A 17853-nucleotide genomic window follows, 5' to 3' on the forward strand; every position below is an offset into this window, starting at 1 on the left:
CCTCGACGGCAATACCTGGACCCCGGGGCCCGCGCTCACAGCATAGCTTCCTGCGACCCGCATGGGCGTCACGTTCGGATGTCGATCGAGAATATGTAGCCTAGCTAGCGGTTTGTAGCACTCCAAACTCTCAACCTCTGTTTCGCGGTGGGGTCTAATTGTGTATAGCGACATAAGATATAGAAAGCGCCTCGAACGGCGCAGAACCGCTCTCGCGGCAGAAATCAGGCAATAATCTCACAGACGCACCAATATCCGGCTGAATACGTTACTTAGTCTTAGCTGAGTAAGACGGAGTAAACTCTTAGTGACCCCCACCCGTGACCCCAAACGAGGCAGAATCAGAATCATGGCCGACCCTTCCACCGACGCACGCTCCAGCCCGATCGTCACTGCTGGAGCGGCGTTCCGACGGAACAACCCTCACATCTCGGTAGTCCAATGACGGGCCGCCGCTCCGTCGAGACCGCGATCGACGACACGTTCACAAAATTCCTCACGGACAAGGGGAAGGGTGACGCTGGCGAGGACGGCGCGTACCGGACGGACGCCAAGCGTGAAATAAATCGATTCAAGGAATGGTGTCTCGGTCAGAGAAGCGATAGTGCGAACGCCTCCCCGCCCGAGTCGTGGGCCGGCGTCGTCGACGGCGATACTGTCCGGTTTGCGGACCTCGACACGACGGTCTTCTCGGACTATGCGCGGTATCTCTCGTCGGAAGGGAACACCGCCGGGACAGTGCTCACCTACTATGCCCACGTCGCGTCGTGGTGCGGGTGGGCACACGCGCAGGGGTACATCCCGCGCCACTATGCTCGCGAATCGGACGCCGAGGACCCGCTCCCCGAGAACGATGGCCGACGTCCAGGCGACCAGCAGGCGTGGGAACCGATCCACCGGGACCTGATCACGCAGTTCGTCGACCGGCGCGTCTCCGAGACGTTCGACGCGCTCGGCGAGATCGAGGTTCCGCACGCCGACAGGGGTGATCCGGACAGCGAGCTGTGGCGGGCCAAACAACGAGCGCGCTTCGAAGCGTACCAGCGGTGTCGCGAACAGGCACTCGTATACGTGGTTGCGTATACGGGCCTGCGCGGGTCGGAGTTTCTCTCGGCGCCGAAGGAGGACCGCGAGGGCCGCAACGGGATCCGATGGCGTGACGTGTCGTTCGCGGACAGCAGCGTGACGGTGTTCCGGAAAAGTCGCGAGTGGAAGGAGGCGTCGCTCCCCGAACCCGTCATCGGGCCGTTGCGCCGGTACGCCGAGGTGCTAGATGTCCCGGATTCGTGGCCGGTGTTCACGACGCTTCATCGACCTTCGCTCGCTTCACACGTCACTGATGGATTGGGTGACGCCGGCCTCGACGACGACGCAATCGAGAGCATTCGAGGCGGGGCGCCCGACCTGATCGTCGCCGCCGAACACGAGCTTGACGCGCCAAAGCCGCTCACCACCGGCGGCGCCCGGTCGATCATGGAACGGCTCTGGACTCACGATACGCTTGCCGAACGTCGCGACGAGCTGGACCTCACACTCGACGGGGACTATCTCGAACTTCACGGCGGGCGCCGGGGCGTCGGGGAGGTACTCGTCCGGCAGTTCGGATACGCCGCTGCGGCGCGGTACCTCGACAACAGCGAGGAACAGGTCCGCGAGGCCTACCAGCATATCGAGGCGGCCGAACGCGCCGACATGGCGACCGAAGCGTTCTCGCAGACAGACAACCGGGTAAACGAGCGGTAAGACCCGACTCTCATGTTTCTATACGATAGTAACGTCTGAATCAGTAGATCCGCCTGAGAGTCCAGTCCAATATCTTCGAGGGATTAGCTGAGTAGCGTATCAGCACTGCTGCTCGATCCACTGACACCACTTCTCGAAGTCCTCCGCCCCGGATTGCTCTGCGATGTTGCGCAACGTACCAATTCGGATCCGATCGTGTTGCGGTACAGAGACGACGCGGACATCATCGTCGTTTGTCGGGTGCTCGTACCGCAACTTGACGTGGCTACCAGTCCGGTCAACAATGACGAAGCGGTTTTTCGTGAGTGCCTTGACGATGTCGCGCCCAGAGAAATCGCGTGACGCCATTCGATTTACTGCATAAAGTCAGGGAGGCCATCGTTCTCATCACGAGCCTGCGCTACCTCATCCGGATCGATACCGAGTTCCTCGAGTACTTTCTCCTCTTCCTCCCGAGTATCGATCGACTCGCCGATCTCACCCTTGTGAAGTGCGACTGCCTCGTCGAGGTTGTCGAGGGCATCCTGCCTCGTCTCACCTTGGCTCGCAACACCTGTCTCCTCGTCACGGGCAACCCACCAGCCGTCGTCCGCCTGGGTAAGCGTGATGGTTCGCCCACCCTGAGGATCGTCGTTCGTACTCGTTTCAGTGCTCATTATCAGCGTATTACCTGAGTAGTGTGATAAGCATTCGGCCGGTAAATCTCCAAAACGCAGGCCATCGATAGTGGCCGCCATGGAGTCGAGTTGAGTTGTTTTCGAGAACAAGACCGTCAGTCAGTGGATCACCTGTAGCTGCTTCTCGGTGGACCGAAACCGCGTCAAAGCAGTAGCACTACTCGTCGACGTCGACGGCAATCGCTTCCTCGGGGGGAGCGATCTCGATCTCGGCGGCACCGCGCTCAATCTCCTCGGGCGTTCTCCCCTCGGCCTCGGCGAGCAGCGCGGTGAGCTCCTCGTCCGAAATGATGTCGGCGTCGGCGGGGGCTTCGCGGCTCATGTCTTTCTCTACCCGTTGTGAAGGGATAAACCGGTATCATCCTTGGCGTCGTCAACGTTGCCCTCCTCTGGGACATGGCTACTGGGCGGTGACCACGAAGTAGCGACACCTGTTCTGCCCACGGCTATCAGCTTCTCGTCCGGGAGAAGCTGTTGGCCTAATCTTAAGATTAAGTCAGACACAGGTCACGCGTTGACTAGAACCTGATTCTGTGGATGTAGAAAACCAATCTGGATAAGACACCACGGGAAAGCCATCAGAAGGTGACTGACCGGAAATTTTTGTGTGTGAAAATGAACGTCAATATATGTCCGTAACTGCCGCTGTTATACTCGCCACTCTAACAGCGTTAGTCGTTGTTTTAGCAGGGTTTGGCGGGTTTGTCGGAGTGCGCCGTCTGCTCTCGTGAGGGCGTAAAACGGGTACTCAACAGAACCCCTGTACAACTCACGTGAGTTCACCATCTCTTCCAAGATGGTCAATAACACCCCAGAGCGGAGCCACCAGTACAGCTCCAAATACAGCCTCAGGAAGCCCGGGAGACTGGATCGATAAGAACGGGATGTAATAGATTCCAGCAACACCAAGAACCGCAAAGGTGCCGATCCACAGAGGCGCACTATGCATGGGACCGCGATGAGCCGGCATTACAGCCTGTACAGCTTTTGGGACGCCAGCCTTGGCTGCGAGAAAGAGAGTGAATACAATAGCGCCAATAATGATGTACTCTTGATATGCGACGTACGTGCTCTGGGTCCAACTAGACACTGCCGAAATAAGTGTCTCCCTGAACCGGTAGATTACAACAGCCCCACCTAGGGTACACACCCCAATAAGGAGGTGATTCAGTCTTTTTCTTGGGAGGGAGCTATGTGAATCAGTATCTGGGAGATCAGTACCGATCGCAGGCAGGATGAAGAACGCGGTAAGTACTCCAACCGACGCAAGGGCATTTCCGTATAGGTGGAACAGACCTGCCGCGGCGATGATCCCGACAACTCCTCCAGTTATTACAGCTCCTCGTCGATGTTCTTCGTTTCCTGGCATAATTATGAGAGCTGTTTCTGTCGATCAACCGGGCTACGATACGCGAATTGGGTGACCATGAAGTGTCGATGTATACTAACGAATTAAAAATAATGTAACCGGGGCGAAAGTGGTACTATTGAAGCTGGGCAAGTTATGGGCTAAATTCATTAAAATGATTTATCACTGATATTTCTGATCTGCCAGTGGTCAGTAGTAGATCCAATATCAACAGCTAATTCCGAGCATCCCAAAGTGCGACTAAGACTGCAGCAACCCCGATTCCAGTTTTACCCCATCCCAGAATCCACGAAACCGTTATCAAGAAAACAACGGCCAATACGAGTCCTCTCCACGGGAGCTGTCTCTTCGTTTCCTTCAGTCTGCCATTCATACCCCATTTTTGTACTGCCGATAACATTTTGACTTCGTGAACGTATGCGTTCACGTGACCCAATCAGACAATTCGCGTCCTGGGGCGGTCTTAACTCGTCAACAACGCGACTATCTCCAAGGAAATGTTGACAAATCTGGTGACGCCGACCGTGCGTTCAGGTACAAGATCCGACAGCGGCTCCGCGCCGCCATGCATGATCTAGCACTCATATACAATTGCCTGTCAACAGATGAGCTCCGAACGACATTTGGAGACGACCACAGACCAGAACAACCGGAAGATGAGCCGATACCTGGGTATGCTCCTCGAGACAACTATGGGCGCATCGGACATGGGTATGAAGATGAGCTTGGCATCCCCCGTGAAGGAGATCTTGGATCTGGGTTCCCTGGTGGGAGGAGTGTGATTGAAGCTGGGCTTGAACATTTTATCGAATCTAATCCGAAACGCTCGAAGGCAAATCCTCCGATGCAACGCTCACTACGTGACTCAGCTGCGTATTTATGTAGAGCTGCTACCGCCGCACAAATCAAACCTGACCGGGTTCTTGAGGATGGCTATAACGCATATCTGCGAGATCATCAACGTGCAGATAGGGTAGCGTATGTCAAGCAGTACAGTGAAAATGCTGCGTACAGAGAAGCGCACGAGATAATTAGAGATCCTGAAAGAATGAGTTTGAACAGAGCGCACAGAACGGCCATCAAGCGGCGAGGGAAGACCGTAAAAGAGCTTGTAGAGCGCTTTGACTCAAGTTAAACGGGCGACCGCTGTGTCAGACGCCGCACTCTCCCGATGTTCGTCTTCGTTGTTGAACGCTGCCATCGGACCATACAGCACCTGGACGCGCGCTCCTGGCATCGACTGGACGGGTTGGCCCCAGGGTTCACACCCGGCGGATGGGGCGACGCTCTCTTCGACGAAGCGACGCGGCTTGTTCAGTACCCGTCGGAGCTCACGGATGTCTTCTGGTGTGACCTCTTCGCCGGTGCGGAAGGTCTTCGCGAGGGCGCGGAACTCGTCCTCGAAGGCGGCTCGGTTGTCATGACATTGGTCCTCCGCTAGGTGGCGAGCGAGCTTCTCCCAGTCTGCGTTGTCGCCGGTCATCATGCCCCCGTGCTCGACAGTTCCGCCTTCAGTTCGACCCCAGCATCCGCGGCGTACCTGCTGAGCGGCACTCTATCAACCCACACGACCGTTCCTCCTTGATCTCGGAGTAGATAAAATCACTGAGCCGGATCATCTGCGCTTGGTACGGCGAGTCATCTCTGAATGGGTTCTCGATGCGGTGGTGGAACCGCTCGATGGCGCGATCGGCGGCGGTGCTTGGGACGTTGTAGAACACCGGCACCGTGGGTTTGTCCTCGGACGATGTCCGCTCACGGTCTTCGGAGATCGGCTCTTCGACGCCGCGATCCCTGTCGATGTCGCGGCGTGGAGTGGGGTACTGTAGACGGCCACAGGGGGGCCCCCTCGACGCCCTCGTACGCACGAGCGAACTCATGCCACGCCTTGCCGGATGAAGTACGGTTGTTCGTCCGGGTGTGCCGTGAGAGCATCCTTGAGGAGCGAGGGCACCTCGCCAGCTGACGGTTGCGGGAACCGGTCGCGGTACGTCGGCTCGAGCTGCCATCGACAGCGCACTACGAGTGCCGCCACTGTGGATACAGTGTGGAGAAGGACGTCGATGAATGTCCACAGTGTGGCTCTGACGAGATTGCGGCCTACGATCTCGAGTAATTGCTGAAGTGCTCACGGGTGGTAGAGAAACTTCAATACCTTATGTAGCACCCGAACGCTGATATGGCTCCGATTGTTACATAAGGTATGAAGCAGCCGTCACCACCCACCTCGCTCCCGAAGTATCTCGCAGAAGGGCTCCCGAAACAGGATACGGAGACACTCCATGAGATACAGAACTACGTCGAGGTACTCATCGAGTATCGCGACCAGTCGGTTGACACCGACAAGCTTCCCGAGACTGCCGAACCCGTCGAGGAGTCCGACAGCACAGGAAGCGGGACCGTCGTCAAAGAGAAAGTCACCTGTGGCGACGACAGCTGTAAATGCGCAAGCGGGGATCCCGCGGATATGCACGGCCCGTATCTCTACCGCTACTATCGTGAGAATGGGACAATGAAATCGGAGTATGTCGGCAAGCCGGGGAATGAATAGTAGTGTGAGGGCGTCATAGAAGTCTTCTCACACCTACACAGGAATCACTCAATACATACCCATCACTCATCGCCACCACCCTCCTCGAGGAGGAACTTTTCGACCGTCTCAAACTGGTTAGTGCTGTAGATCGGGATTCCTGAAACGACAATTTCCCGGATGTCGTCGGTATACGTGGGAATCGCTTGGACCGCTTCAACGTCGATGTCGTAAGCATACCTGTTGCCGTCGAACTCGGCGTCTTCGAGGTCGCGACCAACAGCGTTCGCCTCCCGCTGGTTTGGGGCTCGTTCGTTCGTGGTGAGTACCCAGAGGTCAATGTCGCTGCGCCGATCGGCTTCGCCACGCGCGACACTTCCGTACAGGACGATCCCGATGACGCCGTCGAGACGGCCAGTGAGCTCGTCGACCGCGGCTTTCACGGGTTTCTGGAACTCTGGTTGCGGTATTCGGAGGAGAGGGTCGTCCGGCACAGCAAGTCGCTCTCGGTTGATCTGAACGAGCCGCTGGTTGTTGTCGGGGTGTTCAACCACTAATCCGTTCTTGACGAGGGTGTTGACCGCCCTCCGAACCGTCTGTTGGGAATGGCCAATCTGGTCAGCCACCTCGCGCATTGAGAACTGTTTGAATCGGTGGTTCGTTAAAAATAGCAAGATGTCGTTCGTTGCCTTGCTTTTGAATAAATCCGCGTCTGAGACGGGTATTGGAACAGATATGGATACACTCTGTGCGGGGTTTGATTCCATCTCATGGCTCATATGCCATGCTACGGCTCACTACTATATGAAATTTATAAATAAATGACACAGTAGTTAAAAATAACAAATCACTGGTCGTCATCGTTGTCTCCTTCAGATTCGACGGTTTGGGTGTCTTCTTCACCGTCACCAACGCTTGGATGAGGCCGATCCGGCTGTGCGTCGCTCCACGCTTTTGCTTCCTCTTCGCTCTCGATGATCGATCCAACCGACTCGTTGAGCGTGGAGAATACCTTTGAGAACCGGGTCGCTTCGACGAGTCGATGGTGATCGTCTGTGATCGCCCAATGATTTTTGCGGTGGCGAACGAGACCGCGATCTTTCAACCGACTCAAGTTCGTTCCCACGGTGTTCGGATCACGGTTGATTTCGTCTGCGATCTCGCGGCGTTTCCACGCTCGATCCCTGTTCTCGAGGAGGAACTTCACAACTGCCTCGCTAGTGGATAGTCCCTCCTCCCCGTTCCCCGCTGCTTCAAACTCTTCCATGTCCATTGTCATGGTCACGTGTTGGGTGTACTATTGTAAGAGTATGCTGCTGTGCTATGTGCTGTTGTGCTGAAGCAGATAGCCGTGTAAGCCGAGGTCATCATGTCGTCTAAAATCGGTTGGAGCCCCAGCTTGCGGTTATCGGCAACCAGCTGTTTCAGTCTGGAGGCTCTGTTGAAATCCTCAAAAAGTGACACATTTTGATACGGTTGCGGTCAATCTAGGGGACTCACGAATCGCTCAGTACAGGGGTCTCAAGAATCGTTCAGTACATTGAATCTATTTTGTCTTTGAAACGGTAGATGATTATAACCGCACCTGTTGAGAGTGCGACTGTACAGACAGAGGATTGCCAGATGAGGATATCTCTGAAGGAGAAGATTCAATGGAGCCAATCAGCAACAACCTCACTAAAGACCGACTTTTCGCAACGGGTACCACAGTATAAAAGGGAGAGAGGCCCCTGCGAGAACGATTAGTAAGAAGACTGTTGAATCTGTAAGGCCGAGCTCGTTCTTACCGGTCGTCACAATTGTTGCGTTTACGACCAAGATAGCAAGTCCGATTAATCCGTAGCCCGCAATACGATGGTCAAAATCGCCATTGGCTTCTCGATATTCCTTTCTGTAGTCTTCAATCAAATCTTTGAACATTGAACTAATTAGCTGTACTCCTCGTAACCGGAACAGTACATTTCACCTACTGTAGATTTCAATGGAGCCATTTCAATCACTATGTACTAATTCTACCCCACCGTGTATATTCCCTTTGCCGTTCAGTTCGCAAGCGCGTTCTATCGGCTGATTCGGCTGTGAATTCACGAAATAAATGTCATGGCAAATCGTCTATGACACCCTATAGTAGTGTGAGAAGTTTGCGATAACCACCCGTTCGTGCCAACCTGCGGGTCCTAGACTTCCCCGCGAGGGGTGTCATCAACAACATCAGCGAACGCAACGTTCTCACGCACCTGTTGCATCTCGACGGTGACTCGGTCTCCAATATTCGTCTCGGGAACGATCACGACGTAACCGTGCTCAACTTTCGCGATCCCGTCACCTTGGTCACCGAGGTTCTCGATTTCAACGTCTCGCTGTTCACCTTCCTCGACAGGCGGGCCGTCGTATTCGTGTTTCTGACCAGTGTGGTCAGCTGATTGAGTGACCTCAGTCGTGTCGGTGGGTTCGGTATCCGACGTCGATGTCGATATGAGCGCAACACGGTACGTTTCACCCTCAGAGAGTGTCCCCGTGGCTATCTCACGGTCAGGCACAGGTATCTGGTAGGTGCCATCGTCTTGCTCAACAGTCGCAGTATACAGTGTCTGGAGCGTCTCAGAAATGTTCATAAATCGTGTATTATGTTGACTCGTGCCAGCGGACTTGTTTCTAGCGTTTCTAGCGTTTTCAACTGATTAGCGCCGGTCTGACCAAAGTACCCGAGAGACCACCTCAGGACTCATCGTCGGCATCAAACACGGCCGCAAAATCCTCGAGAAGCTCCTGCGGTGATCGCTCATCACCACGAGACGGCAAGGGTGCTTCCCAGCATTCGATCTCGAGTGTGCGCGCATTCGACACTGACTCCGGTTCGGTTGTCACATTGAAAATTCCGGTATGATAGATCGCGAGCAGTCGCTGCTCATGAACCGTAACGTAATCGATTCCGGCCCGGTCTAGGACTGTTGAAACATTAGTAGGCTCAGATAACGAGACAGAGACACTTGGAGACGCCGAGTCGGTCATACCAAGTTATAGGTCTATGCTAGTGATAAAAACCCGACTTGAGCACGGTCCGGGTACACTATCTGGTCAGTTGCCGTGGCCGGTCTGTCGTCTCCTAACGAGTACGATAGAACAGTCCTCCCGCAGTCTCGGCTGTGACAGTATCCGCCCAGACGCCGGCTACCCACCAGTTGAACGAGTGTGATAGGATGTCCCGGAGTCAAAACTAGTGAGTTCGGTGATACGTTGCTCCAACTCTTCGATTTCAGCTTGGAGCTCGGTTGTGTCTTCGTCGGCCCCAGCCAACTGGTCTTTGAGCCCTTGGAGACGAGTTTCTTTCATCTCTTCGTCGACGTCTGCCTTCCGTACATACTCGCTCTCTTCAATCTCGTATACGTCGGATTCAGAGAGTGACGTCACTTCCAGCGCATCGTCGAGTTTGCTCGTGTCGACGGTCAGCACGCGCTCGAGGTCGATCCCTTCTGCCTCCAGTAGCTCAAGGACTTCTTCGTCATCTTTGAGTGTTCGATTCCGACGGACAGCTCGTTGAACAGACCCGTATTGCCCACTCACGGGTTGATCGTGATGGAGGCGGTCAAGCAAGACGCCACGGACCTCTTGCCGAAGATCGTTGGCATTGCGCTGGACATCCGACAGCAATGTATAGAGGTTCACCAGCGTCGGCACGTCCAACTCCGTTAGTGACGTCACATCGTGCTGCTCGAGCGCGTCGATCAACAGAAGCGCATCTGCGTACACCGAGATGTCGGGCTCTTCTCGTGGACCATCGTCCTGTTCAACCGTGTGCGCATCGACGAGTGGCGACGCTGTTGGCGTCTCGCTTTCAGAGAGGGTGCCGTCCCGGTCGTCGATAGTGAATCGCGGATGGAGACTCATGACGGTGGCATACGGTTCAGCCCCGGGTGGGAGGCGATCGAGATCGAACGACCCAGTCGCATCGTCAACACGCTTGAACAGCGTCTCGAACTGCTCCCGCTGGAGCGGGACGGTCTCACTGTCGCCCTGATACTCGATCAGCACTCGGTGTTGCTGGACGTCGGTAATGTGAAACGGCTTCTGAGAGAGCGGAGTGAGAAGTGTAGCGTCTGCTGGAAGTTCCTCCACGTTGTCGAGGAGGTTGTCCCACGTCACTCGAAACTACATACTGGGGATTCAGTACTGCGAAACAAAGCATACGGGCGTGCGTGATAGCTCTCTCCGTAATTAACCAACAGAAACAGCGGAAGCACCAGCTTGTTGGTTAATTTCTGAGCCTATCCTCAGAGGATCTTTCCAAGGTCCCCAGTACTGTCTAGGTGTGGGATGACAGTGGTCGTTTCGTGAATTCCGTCTGACTGATTGAGATTGAAATACGCTCAGCACTTTCAGAGATTTTACGCGAGGCAGACAGCCCCACGCCACACGTGTTATCAGGAGGAATTCACGAAATGGTGGGGTGTCCTCAGAAGAGCAGGGGAGGTCGCTAGGTATCCTGAAATTGCTGAAACGGTGGGGGGTGTTGTATAGATGAACTGGGAGTCGAAAATCACTCAACAACAAGACTACGCGTTCGGTCGATCAGCACTGATATGCTCGAAGTCGAAATCTGCGAACCGAGCCGTATCCTTGAGAACTTCGACAGCGATTCCGGTATCGACTTGTAGCTGATACTCCCAAGCAGGACCACCGATCGAACCCGCGGTCACCTTTTCGCCTTCGGCGATACCTTGCATGTCGAGTTCACGGAGATGGTCTTTGAACCGTCGCTGACCGAGTTTGTCGGCATCGATTCGCGAGGCGACACTCTTGTACACGCCGTAGATCGGTTTGGCTCGGACGGGAGCATCTCCAGAAATTTCCAGAGCTGTGAGCGCGGCAAGGGCAAGATGGGCTTGTGTCGTCATTTCACGCATAGCCTCGACGACGGCTTCTCGCTCAACGAGCGCCTGGGCTTCACGAGCGTGCTCTGCACTAACTTGGTCGTCACCGTGTTTATCCGCCAATTCGCCGGCTTTGCGGAGATATTTGATCGCTTGGCGAGCGTCGCCCGTATCTTGTGCCGAAAGTGCAGCGACCAGTGGGATCACGTCATCCGTGAGTACACCACTTCGAAACAGATACTCCTGCCCGGATTGGTCGATTTCGACGACAGTTCCCTCCGGAACTCCATCGGCGTCGACTTCGTCGATCGGAGTCAGTTCGGTATCGCGGAACGCCTTCGCTGCGCGCCGGCGCAGGATCTGCTGGAGCTGCGTCGCATCATACGGTGAGAATAGGACGGAATCGTCGTAGAGCGAACTCTTCACTTTCGGACTGAGATTATCCCGCCACTGGAGGTCGTTACTGATGCCGATGATGCTGGGGAAGACGTGGTCCTCAACGTAATCCTGCGCTCGAGCTCGGGGGAGACTGTAGAGAATCCGGTCGTCGTCTCCGAGCGTATCGATTTCGTCGAGGACGATGATGATCGTGCCACCGATCTCGTTCATCGCCTCAAACATCATGTCCATCACGACGTCGGTTGCGTAACCAGTCGGCCGGCTGTTGCCGGTGAGTTCTTGGTAGATACGGGAAGCAGCCTTGTATGACGTTGAGAGATCATGCGATTCACAGGAGACATATGCTGTCGTGAGATCCAGATGATCGGATTCTTCCTCGGCATGGGCTTGTAGTTCGGAGAGTTTGGCTTTCGCAGCGGCAGTTTTCCCTTGACCGGCCTTTCCGTGGAGAAACACGTTGTTGGCACCGACTCCGCGAGCTGCGGGAGCCAGCGACATATGAAGATCATCCATCTCGTCAGTTCGTTCGGGGAGATTGTCGGGATGGTATTCCTCACGAAGGACCTCTTCTCGTTGGAAAATAGGCGAGGTATTCGAGAACTGGGTCATATGCGGAACCCTCTGGGCAAGAGATAATAAAACCCCGGTTACAGCAATGTCTAGAATGTCGTCAACTGGAGGTTCCAAACGAAATAGACAGACCACACCCCCACCACCGTTTCAGCAATTCTCGTGCGAAAGAGTGGGAACGATCAGTCCTGACGGAAACACACGTTATACTACGAAAACACGGTTATCAGCCACTAATACCTCTATTTTAGCCAGATTAAAGACACAGCGACTCTTATTATATTATATATTCTTTTCCTTTAGTAGTAGTAAGTGTAGTAGTAAGGGAGTAGATAGAGCAGTTTAAACAATCATAGCAACCTACATCTGAAGAGTTTATAAGAGATACACCTGTGGCGGGACTCGTCTTCGTATTCGACCCGATCTCTAATTCGGGTGAATTGCTGAAACAGTGGTGGGGGTCCCAACGGTATCCGTTACTTCGATTTGACTGCTCATCCGGAAATGTCATGTTCACTTCTCCTGACGAGTTCTTGAGAGACGTGTCTGGTCTCTATTCTTCGGAGGTAGGGCTTCTCAGCTCCCCAAACCGAGTGTTAACTACTTTCCCGTTTCGAGTAACGCACTCACTCGAATTCTAGGAAATGGTGTTCGTCCAGCTGAATTAATTCCTGAAACACTGGTGGGTGTCAGGCGGACTTATTGAGTTTGCGTCTCTCTTGCCCCGGAACCCAATTCGTGAATCGACTTCCTCCAGATAGGTTTATGAATCTCATTCTCCGACACTCTCGCTAAATTCGTGAAACAGTGGTGGGTGTATCTCCGATAACGGTTGCTCAGACTCTTACCAAACGCTGAGAGCAGTTTTGTTCGCGACCGCGTCGGTGGTTACACTCGAACGGATAGTGTGTGAGAGAGCGGCTGGATCTCAGCGTCGACCTACTGGTGTACAGTTTGAAATACTCGAAGTGCCGGTGTGTGGGGACGTAGGCGATCAACCTCTCCCAGCACACCCACTACGACCCGCACTCCTCTTACCAATCACAGCGACTGGCAGCACCAACTCTGTAGTGTGAAACCAGATCGCCGCCCAAGAGAAACGTGTTCCCGACAAGTGTATAATCGAGGCAATATCCGACGTTCGGTAGTTAGATAGCAGGATGCTGTGATTAACCAACAAAGATAGCAAAACCCGAAGTATCTTGGTTATGATCGCTCACTCTCATGAAAAACTGCCGAAAAGACCCATCGCTAATGGAGTCTGTTATTTCACTTGAAGCAGTGGTGTGTGGGTCAATAACTGATATAGATCGGGTCTGACTCTCCACCGTTTCCGCAGCTTTTGTTGACTAGTGATCGCGGGAATCCGCACACCACCATTTCCGAAGCTATTCACGAGAGGACAAGGGGACTACGAAAGAGGCGACGTAATCAGGATGGGCCGGATCGCCCCAATCTACTCCTCCCTTCCCGATGGTTGAACGACATCTGCGAGGGATCGAACCAATTGGATCCCGTTCTCATAGCCAGTCGTCACCCGATACCCTTCTTCGTCCTGCTCGACGGCTCCCACGCTGGGATGCGCAAGAAGTTGGAGGGCGGATCGAACCTCTTCGATGGTTGGGATATCGTTCGAGTCCTCCATGCCTACGACGATCCACCGGACGTCCTCCGCTGTCTCCACGGCTCCGTCGGCACGCTCGAGAGCTCGAATGACCGCAAGCAAGGTCTCTCCAGCATCGATGCGGTCTTGGATGTACTCATCGAGGAGGTCGAGTCTGTCGTCTTGGAAGGCCCCTGAGCGTGTCAAGAGAGCCAGTATCTCCTCGGGTGGAACAGCATACTCGTCCCGACGATCGAGGAGCTCGACGAGGTCGTCGACGGCGATGGTTGTCAATTCGGTCGTCTCGGCATTATCGATCACCTTTGGAGCGAAGCCTGGGGCGACTACGATGGCGTGATCGGCTCCACGCTGGCGTCGGTGTTTGTCCACGTTTGTGACCTCTAGCGAGTTGACTCGCCCGTTCCCTCGGGCCTTCACTTCGACAACGACGTGTTCGGGGGATCGGATCTCCACGTCGGTGTCACCCCCTCCTTCGATCCAGTCGGCGGCACAGCCCAGCCGGGAGAAGGCCTTCGCAACGAGTTTCTCGAACTCCTCATGAGCGTTCCCATCTGTGCTGGCCGCCCGGAGTTGGTCGGCGAGGTCGGGAGTGGGTCCGTCGTCTTCGTCGTCGACCGGGTGAACACGCTCGCCGGCATCGGTGAGGTCGGCAATGGCGGTTTCGACTGATTCCTCGCCAGAGAGTTGGTTGAGGCGCTTGTCTGCGACTCGTGTGAATCCCTGCGGGCGGTAGGTCTCGTCATAGCCAACGAGCTCGTTGAATTCCTCAATGTCGACGTCGACTTCCTCAACATCGGTGAGGAAGGTCATGTACTCCCACGGGCTTTCCTCGTTCCAGCGACCGTGTTCAACGTTCTCTCTCCAGAGATACTCCGCAAGGTCGGGGTCATGTCGGAGTTGGAGGACTTGTCCCCTCGCGACGAACGCGCCATCGTGGTAGACGAGCGCGATGTCGTTTCGCTCGACGTTCCGCCACGTCCCGTCTACTGAAGTACCCCAGACGTGGACGAGATCGTTGTCAGATGTCGTCCGAAACAGTTCGAGATCCTCGTCATTGAGGTAGGACTCAATATCCTCAATTGGGTGCCCATCTCGGATGAACTGTTTGTAGTCCTCAAACGCGTCGTCGCGACCAGCGGGGAGGATCACGATTCCGGTCATAGTCTGGTATTGTTAGACCATTCAGAGTATTTTTTGCTCTGCCGTCCTGACAAGTCTTGAATGAGTGATCTTGGTTTCATTGCGGATCTTGATGTTGATGAATATGTGGGCGAAATGTGGTTGGAGACACAGGATCAGTATTCGATTTCTTCGTCTCCTGCCGTCAAATATGGTGATGTTTCCCCTAACTATGAGATTGTCCCTTCACTCAGAAACACAAAGATCGAACCTGGAGATACCATCAAGCTAGATCTATTCATCTCCGGGTACGGAATGCCAAATAAAACACGCCTCAATGTATTTGGATCTGTAGAGAACATTTTCGAGATAAAAGAAGGATCTGTGCGGCTTATTCCGAATGTATCTGGGTATATTCAGAATGGTGATGTCCAAGATCTAGTTCGAGGGCCTCCAGCCAGGGGATTAGGCCTTGTAGATGAACGTTCATTTGATGGGCTTCCTGTTTCTACCCCGTTACCTTCCGTGGTGTTTGTTGATGACCCAGGAGTTCCATGGGATCCAAAAAGTTATGAGCCACATGCTTACCCGAATGTCGTCGGTGAAACCTTCGCACATGATGGAGCCGTTCTTCGTCTTGAAATTGATACAAAAAACGCAGAATGGTACTCTTCATCTTGGTATAGCGGTGAATATCCACTACAGCTAGTACTACTATACGGTGACGAGGAAAGAACAGAGATAACAAAAGAAAGTATTCCAATTAGGGTTCGGACGCGTCGTGATAAGTTCTGGTGGCTAACTGCTGTTATCGCGCTCACTGCCGCATTAACGTTTATAACTCGTTTTTTATTTGAGCCGATCATGGATCTAGGTCTTCTCCGGGAACTAATCAGCATCCTCGCTGTTGGTGTGGCCCTCTTCGTACTCTATACGGAGATGTGATAGATACTTCCTCAAACTCCCCGAGATAGGCAAGATATTATCAATCTGTTTTTTGAATTTGTTTGTAATGATTTCGGACAAGTTGCAGCAGGCAGATGTGGATCCTGAGAAGGATTATCATTTGAAGGGAGACATTCGCCGAATACTGGAAGGCTTAGAATCGGATTTGAACCATTCGGGTCTGGTTGAGGAAGAGTTAGAGGCCTTGCCCAGCGATCACCCTGTCTCTGATTTGATAGAGGCAGTTGAGGTTTGGGAGAGTTCCGGTCACGAAGACTTTGAAAATGGAATCCAAGCCGCATTAACTGCTCTTGATGATCTCCACGAACTGGCACTGGAGAACGAGTGGTATAGCGTGGCCAGTTATTCGTTGTTGAAATCCATGGAGTATCGGGAAGAGCTCAGCGGATTCGATCCTACAACCGAATTCGGTGAAGTACTTGATTTTCTTCACACCCGTTTCTACGGTAAGAGCGATGTTCACCTCGGAGAATTACGAACTCATGTACAGAAAATGCTGGAGAACTTAGAAACGATGGAGGACGATAATATTAGTTCTCTTCTGGATCTTGTTGAAGATCGGGCGACCCAGCAACGGAAAAACAAGAACTACACCTCAGAACGGGACTATCTCGAATACCAGATAACAATCAAAAATCAGTTGGAGGAGGACGTTTCCTCCGAACAGTCCCGAATGATCGAGTCATACGAAGACGAGTTTGAGCAGAAGAAATCTGCGAAAAGTATGATAAAAGCAAGTATCCTGGAGAGAGCAGTTGCAACCTGCCAATCCTACCTGTCCGATGAAAAAGAGAACAGTTGGCGGCTCAAGATCCGTGAATTGAATAAAGAGGCCATTGAGGAAATGCCTCGAAGAGCAGAAGAAGTCGATATCAGCGAAGACGTCTCCAGGATCGTCAACCAGTTCAAACAATCAAAAAAAGAGAGTAGTTCTTGGGAGGCACTCGCCATGCTGCTCTATTCGCCGGTCGGGCAAGGAGATTTTGAGAAGGCCTTGGAAATAGCGGGAGAGCATCCTGCTGCCAATATGTTACCGAGGCATGTGATTTCTGGAGAAGGTGATTCTGTTGGGTCTGAGCCTGGGTTTGGCCAAGAAGGAGAGAAAGCACCGTCAAGCTACATTCCCGGTATGGAAGTATCCAACCATATATTAGCTGTCGCTCTCCACCAGTTGATTGACGAGAACAAGTTATTCGAAGCTGATTTCTATAATGTTCTCTCGCTCATACCTGGTGTATCAATTCAAGATGAGGCCTTCCTTACAGACGCACTGATCAACCTTTTCGAGGGAAGATACGCTGAATCAATTCACATTGCGATACCCCGATTAGAGAGTATCACCGCAAACGTGTACCAGGAAGTGGGGAAGGCCGTAACCAAGAATCAAGGTACAGTCTACGAGCAGAAAGGTCTTGGAGGCCTTTTCGGATTAATCGAGGAAGATATCGACCTCAACTTCGGAAAATATCTGCAATACCGGTATACCAATACCTCTGGACACAACCTTCGTAACAAGCTTGCGCACGGACAGCTCAAATACTCGGCAGCCGATTTCACACAGGCCTCCACCATCATATTCGACACACTCCGTGTAGGTGCCAGAATTAACGCTGAGTACCGTGAAGTCTAATTAACTGGATCCTAGGATTGGGTAGACTAACACACCGAATCTAACCTCTCCCGCAGTAATCTAGCTTTGTTGAAATTCTATTCTTCAGATATATATTCGTCTGGAGCCTCTGGCCGGTGAGAACTTCGAATTGACCGTTTTCACCAGTCGTGGGTGGGCAGTCGGGCAAGCGTCCCCGAATGGATTGAACAGTTCGTACACTATTATAACTACCAACGACCGCACCAATCACTCAACAATCGGACGCCAGCTGAGGAGGTGCTAAACTAGACAGTGCCTTAATATTGATTCGGGGTGGTGTGCTTCACCAATCGAAATTAGAGAAATGGCTCCGAAGCTTTGCTAGACAGCAGTT

Annotated in this window: 19 protein-coding genes and 1 pseudogene; 7 read left to right on the top strand and 13 right to left on the bottom strand. The window is 53.3% G+C overall.

Features of this window, described 5'->3' with window-relative positions:
- Nucleotides 1–441: 441 nt before the first annotated feature.
- Entirely contained in the window at nucleotides 442–1743 is a 1302-nt protein-coding gene (locus tag ACFQEY_RS18450) for a site-specific recombinase (protein ID WP_095638284.1), read from the top strand.
- Nucleotides 1744–1842: 99 nt separating this feature from the next.
- Here ACFQEY_RS18450 and ACFQEY_RS18455 read toward each other — a convergent pair whose 3' ends face one another.
- From ACFQEY_RS18455 to ACFQEY_RS18470, 4 genes are all read right to left on the bottom strand, one after another.
- Entirely contained in the window at nucleotides 1843–2091 is a 249-nt protein-coding gene (locus ACFQEY_RS18455; protein ID WP_095638285.1) for a type II toxin-antitoxin system HicA family toxin, read from the bottom strand.
- 5 nt (nucleotides 2092–2096) lie between these two features.
- Entirely contained in the window at nucleotides 2097–2399 is a 303-nt protein-coding gene (locus ACFQEY_RS18460; protein WP_095638286.1) for a type II toxin-antitoxin system HicB family antitoxin, read from the bottom strand.
- 178 nt (nucleotides 2400–2577) lie between these two features.
- A complete protein-coding gene (locus ACFQEY_RS18465) occupies nucleotides 2578–2742 on the bottom strand; it encodes a hypothetical protein (RefSeq protein ID WP_379771438.1) in 165 nt (54 codons plus the stop codon).
- 447 nt (nucleotides 2743–3189) lie between these two features.
- Entirely contained in the window at nucleotides 3190–3789 is a 600-nt protein-coding gene (locus tag ACFQEY_RS18470) for a hypothetical protein (protein ID WP_144049604.1), read from the bottom strand.
- Between the two features lie 565 nt (nucleotides 3790–4354).
- On the opposite strand from ACFQEY_RS18470, the gene ACFQEY_RS18475 reads away from it, so the two are divergent.
- Complete coding sequence (locus tag ACFQEY_RS18475) at nucleotides 4355–4924, top strand: hypothetical protein (protein WP_144049605.1); 570 nt, start codon at nucleotides 4355–4357, stop codon at nucleotides 4922–4924.
- On the opposite strand, the gene ACFQEY_RS18480 is transcribed toward ACFQEY_RS18475, so the two are convergent.
- Nucleotides 4916–5272 carry a hypothetical protein gene (locus ACFQEY_RS18480; RefSeq protein WP_379771442.1) on the bottom strand — a complete coding sequence of 119 codons (357 nt, stop codon included), beginning with the start codon at nucleotides 5270–5272 and terminating at the stop codon, nucleotides 4916–4918. The two genes, ACFQEY_RS18475 and ACFQEY_RS18480, sit on opposite strands and share 9 nt — an antisense overlap.
- A gap of 28 nt (nucleotides 5273–5300) precedes the next feature.
- Complete coding sequence (locus ACFQEY_RS18485) at nucleotides 5301–5669, bottom strand: hypothetical protein (RefSeq protein WP_379771445.1); 369 nt, start codon at nucleotides 5667–5669, stop codon at nucleotides 5301–5303.
- An 89-nt stretch (nucleotides 5670–5758) separates the two neighbouring features.
- Here ACFQEY_RS18485 and ACFQEY_RS18840 point away from each other — a divergent pair, with 89 nt between their 5' ends.
- Both ACFQEY_RS18840 and ACFQEY_RS18490 read left to right on the top strand, forming a co-directional pair.
- Entirely contained in the window at nucleotides 5759–5905 is a 147-nt protein-coding gene (locus ACFQEY_RS18840) for a DUF7129 domain-containing putative zinc-binding protein (RefSeq protein ID WP_459864896.1), read from the top strand.
- An 87-nt stretch (nucleotides 5906–5992) separates the two neighbouring features.
- Nucleotides 5993–6340, top strand: coding sequence for a DUF6788 family protein (locus tag ACFQEY_RS18490; protein WP_379771448.1), 348 nt, complete (start codon nucleotides 5993–5995; stop codon nucleotides 6338–6340).
- Nucleotides 6341–6402: 62 nt separating this feature from the next.
- Here ACFQEY_RS18490 and ACFQEY_RS18495 read toward each other — a convergent pair whose 3' ends face one another.
- From ACFQEY_RS18495 to ACFQEY_RS18525, 7 genes are all read right to left on the bottom strand, one after another.
- Nucleotides 6403–7098 (bottom strand): nucleotidyltransferase domain-containing protein, encoded by a 696-nt coding sequence (locus tag ACFQEY_RS18495; RefSeq protein WP_379771450.1) that lies wholly within the window; start codon nucleotides 7096–7098, stop codon nucleotides 6403–6405.
- Nucleotides 7099–7166: 68 nt separating this feature from the next.
- Complete coding sequence (locus ACFQEY_RS18500; protein WP_379771453.1) at nucleotides 7167–7598, bottom strand: hypothetical protein; 432 nt, start codon at nucleotides 7596–7598, stop codon at nucleotides 7167–7169.
- 898 nt (nucleotides 7599–8496) lie between these two features.
- Nucleotides 8497–8934: a TRAM domain-containing protein gene (locus ACFQEY_RS18505; protein ID WP_379771456.1), complete on the bottom strand. Its 438-nt coding sequence runs from the start codon at nucleotides 8932–8934 to the stop codon at nucleotides 8497–8499.
- 103 nt (nucleotides 8935–9037) lie between these two features.
- A complete protein-coding gene (locus tag ACFQEY_RS18510) occupies nucleotides 9038–9331 on the bottom strand; it encodes a hypothetical protein (RefSeq protein WP_379771458.1) in 294 nt (97 codons plus the stop codon).
- 159 nt (nucleotides 9332–9490) lie between these two features.
- Complete coding sequence (locus tag ACFQEY_RS18515; protein WP_379771460.1) at nucleotides 9491–10462, bottom strand: DUF7983 family protein; 972 nt, start codon at nucleotides 10460–10462, stop codon at nucleotides 9491–9493.
- A 410-nt stretch (nucleotides 10463–10872) separates the two neighbouring features.
- Nucleotides 10873–12198, bottom strand: a complete 1326-nt coding sequence (locus tag ACFQEY_RS18520) for a Cdc6/Cdc18 family protein (RefSeq protein WP_379771463.1) — start codon at nucleotides 12196–12198, stop codon at nucleotides 10873–10875.
- 1417 nt (nucleotides 12199–13615) lie between these two features.
- A complete protein-coding gene (locus ACFQEY_RS18525) occupies nucleotides 13616–14944 on the bottom strand; it encodes a restriction endonuclease (protein ID WP_379771466.1) in 1329 nt (442 codons plus the stop codon).
- 60 nt (nucleotides 14945–15004) lie between these two features.
- Between ACFQEY_RS18525 and ACFQEY_RS18530 the strand changes: the two genes are divergently transcribed.
- The 3 genes and pseudogenes from ACFQEY_RS18530 to ACFQEY_RS18540 form a co-directional block, all read left to right on the top strand.
- Nucleotides 15005–15847, top strand: coding sequence for a DUF8164 family protein (locus ACFQEY_RS18530; RefSeq protein WP_379771469.1), 843 nt, complete (start codon nucleotides 15005–15007; stop codon nucleotides 15845–15847).
- Nucleotides 15848–15914: 67 nt separating this feature from the next.
- A complete protein-coding gene (locus ACFQEY_RS18535; RefSeq protein ID WP_379771472.1) occupies nucleotides 15915–17498 on the top strand; it encodes a hypothetical protein in 1584 nt (527 codons plus the stop codon).
- 120 nt (nucleotides 17499–17618) lie between these two features.
- A pseudogene (locus ACFQEY_RS18540) lies at nucleotides 17619–17768 on the top strand (integrase core domain-containing protein); the annotation flags it as partial.
- Nucleotides 17769–17853: the final 85 nt, after the last annotated feature.

The sequence above is a fragment of the Halorubrum trueperi genome (assembly GCF_042662525.1).
Classification (GTDB): Archaea; Halobacteriota; Halobacteria; order Halobacteriales; family Haloferacaceae; genus Halorubrum; species Halorubrum trueperi.

Coding starts and splice junctions, on each gene's coding strand:
- ACFQEY_RS18450 (WP_095638284.1), top strand. CDS start 442: ATGACGGGCCGCCGCTCCGTCGAGACCGCGATCGACGACACGTTCACA.
- ACFQEY_RS18455 (WP_095638285.1), bottom strand. CDS start 2,091: ATGGCGTCACGCGATTTCTCTGGGCGCGACATCGTCAAGGCACTCACG.
- ACFQEY_RS18460 (WP_095638286.1), bottom strand. CDS start 2,399: ATGAGCACTGAAACGAGTACGAACGACGATCCTCAGGGTGGGCGAACC.
- ACFQEY_RS18465 (WP_379771438.1), bottom strand. CDS start 2,742: ATGAGCCGCGAAGCCCCCGCCGACGCCGACATCATTTCGGACGAGGAG.
- ACFQEY_RS18470 (WP_144049604.1), bottom strand. CDS start 3,789: ATGCCAGGAAACGAAGAACATCGACGAGGAGCTGTAATAACTGGAGGA.
- ACFQEY_RS18475 (WP_144049605.1), top strand. CDS start 4,355: ATGCATGATCTAGCACTCATATACAATTGCCTGTCAACAGATGAGCTC.
- ACFQEY_RS18480 (WP_379771442.1), bottom strand. CDS start 5,272: ATGACCGGCGACAACGCAGACTGGGAGAAGCTCGCTCGCCACCTAGCG.
- ACFQEY_RS18485 (WP_379771445.1), bottom strand. CDS start 5,669: ATGAGTTCGCTCGTGCGTACGAGGGCGTCGAGGGGGCCCCCCTGTGGC.
- ACFQEY_RS18490 (WP_379771448.1), top strand. CDS start 5,993: ATGAAGCAGCCGTCACCACCCACCTCGCTCCCGAAGTATCTCGCAGAA.
- ACFQEY_RS18495 (WP_379771450.1), bottom strand. CDS start 7,098: ATGAGCCATGAGATGGAATCAAACCCCGCACAGAGTGTATCCATATCT.
- ACFQEY_RS18500 (WP_379771453.1), bottom strand. CDS start 7,598: ATGACAATGGACATGGAAGAGTTTGAAGCAGCGGGGAACGGGGAGGAG.
- ACFQEY_RS18505 (WP_379771456.1), bottom strand. CDS start 8,934: ATGAACATTTCTGAGACGCTCCAGACACTGTATACTGCGACTGTTGAG.
- ACFQEY_RS18510 (WP_379771458.1), bottom strand. CDS start 9,331: ATGACCGACTCGGCGTCTCCAAGTGTCTCTGTCTCGTTATCTGAGCCT.
- ACFQEY_RS18520 (WP_379771463.1), bottom strand. CDS start 12,198: ATGACCCAGTTCTCGAATACCTCGCCTATTTTCCAACGAGAAGAGGTC.
- ACFQEY_RS18525 (WP_379771466.1), bottom strand. CDS start 14,944: ATGACCGGAATCGTGATCCTCCCCGCTGGTCGCGACGACGCGTTTGAG.
- ACFQEY_RS18530 (WP_379771469.1), top strand. CDS start 15,005: ATGAGTGATCTTGGTTTCATTGCGGATCTTGATGTTGATGAATATGTG.
- ACFQEY_RS18535 (WP_379771472.1), top strand. CDS start 15,915: ATGATTTCGGACAAGTTGCAGCAGGCAGATGTGGATCCTGAGAAGGAT.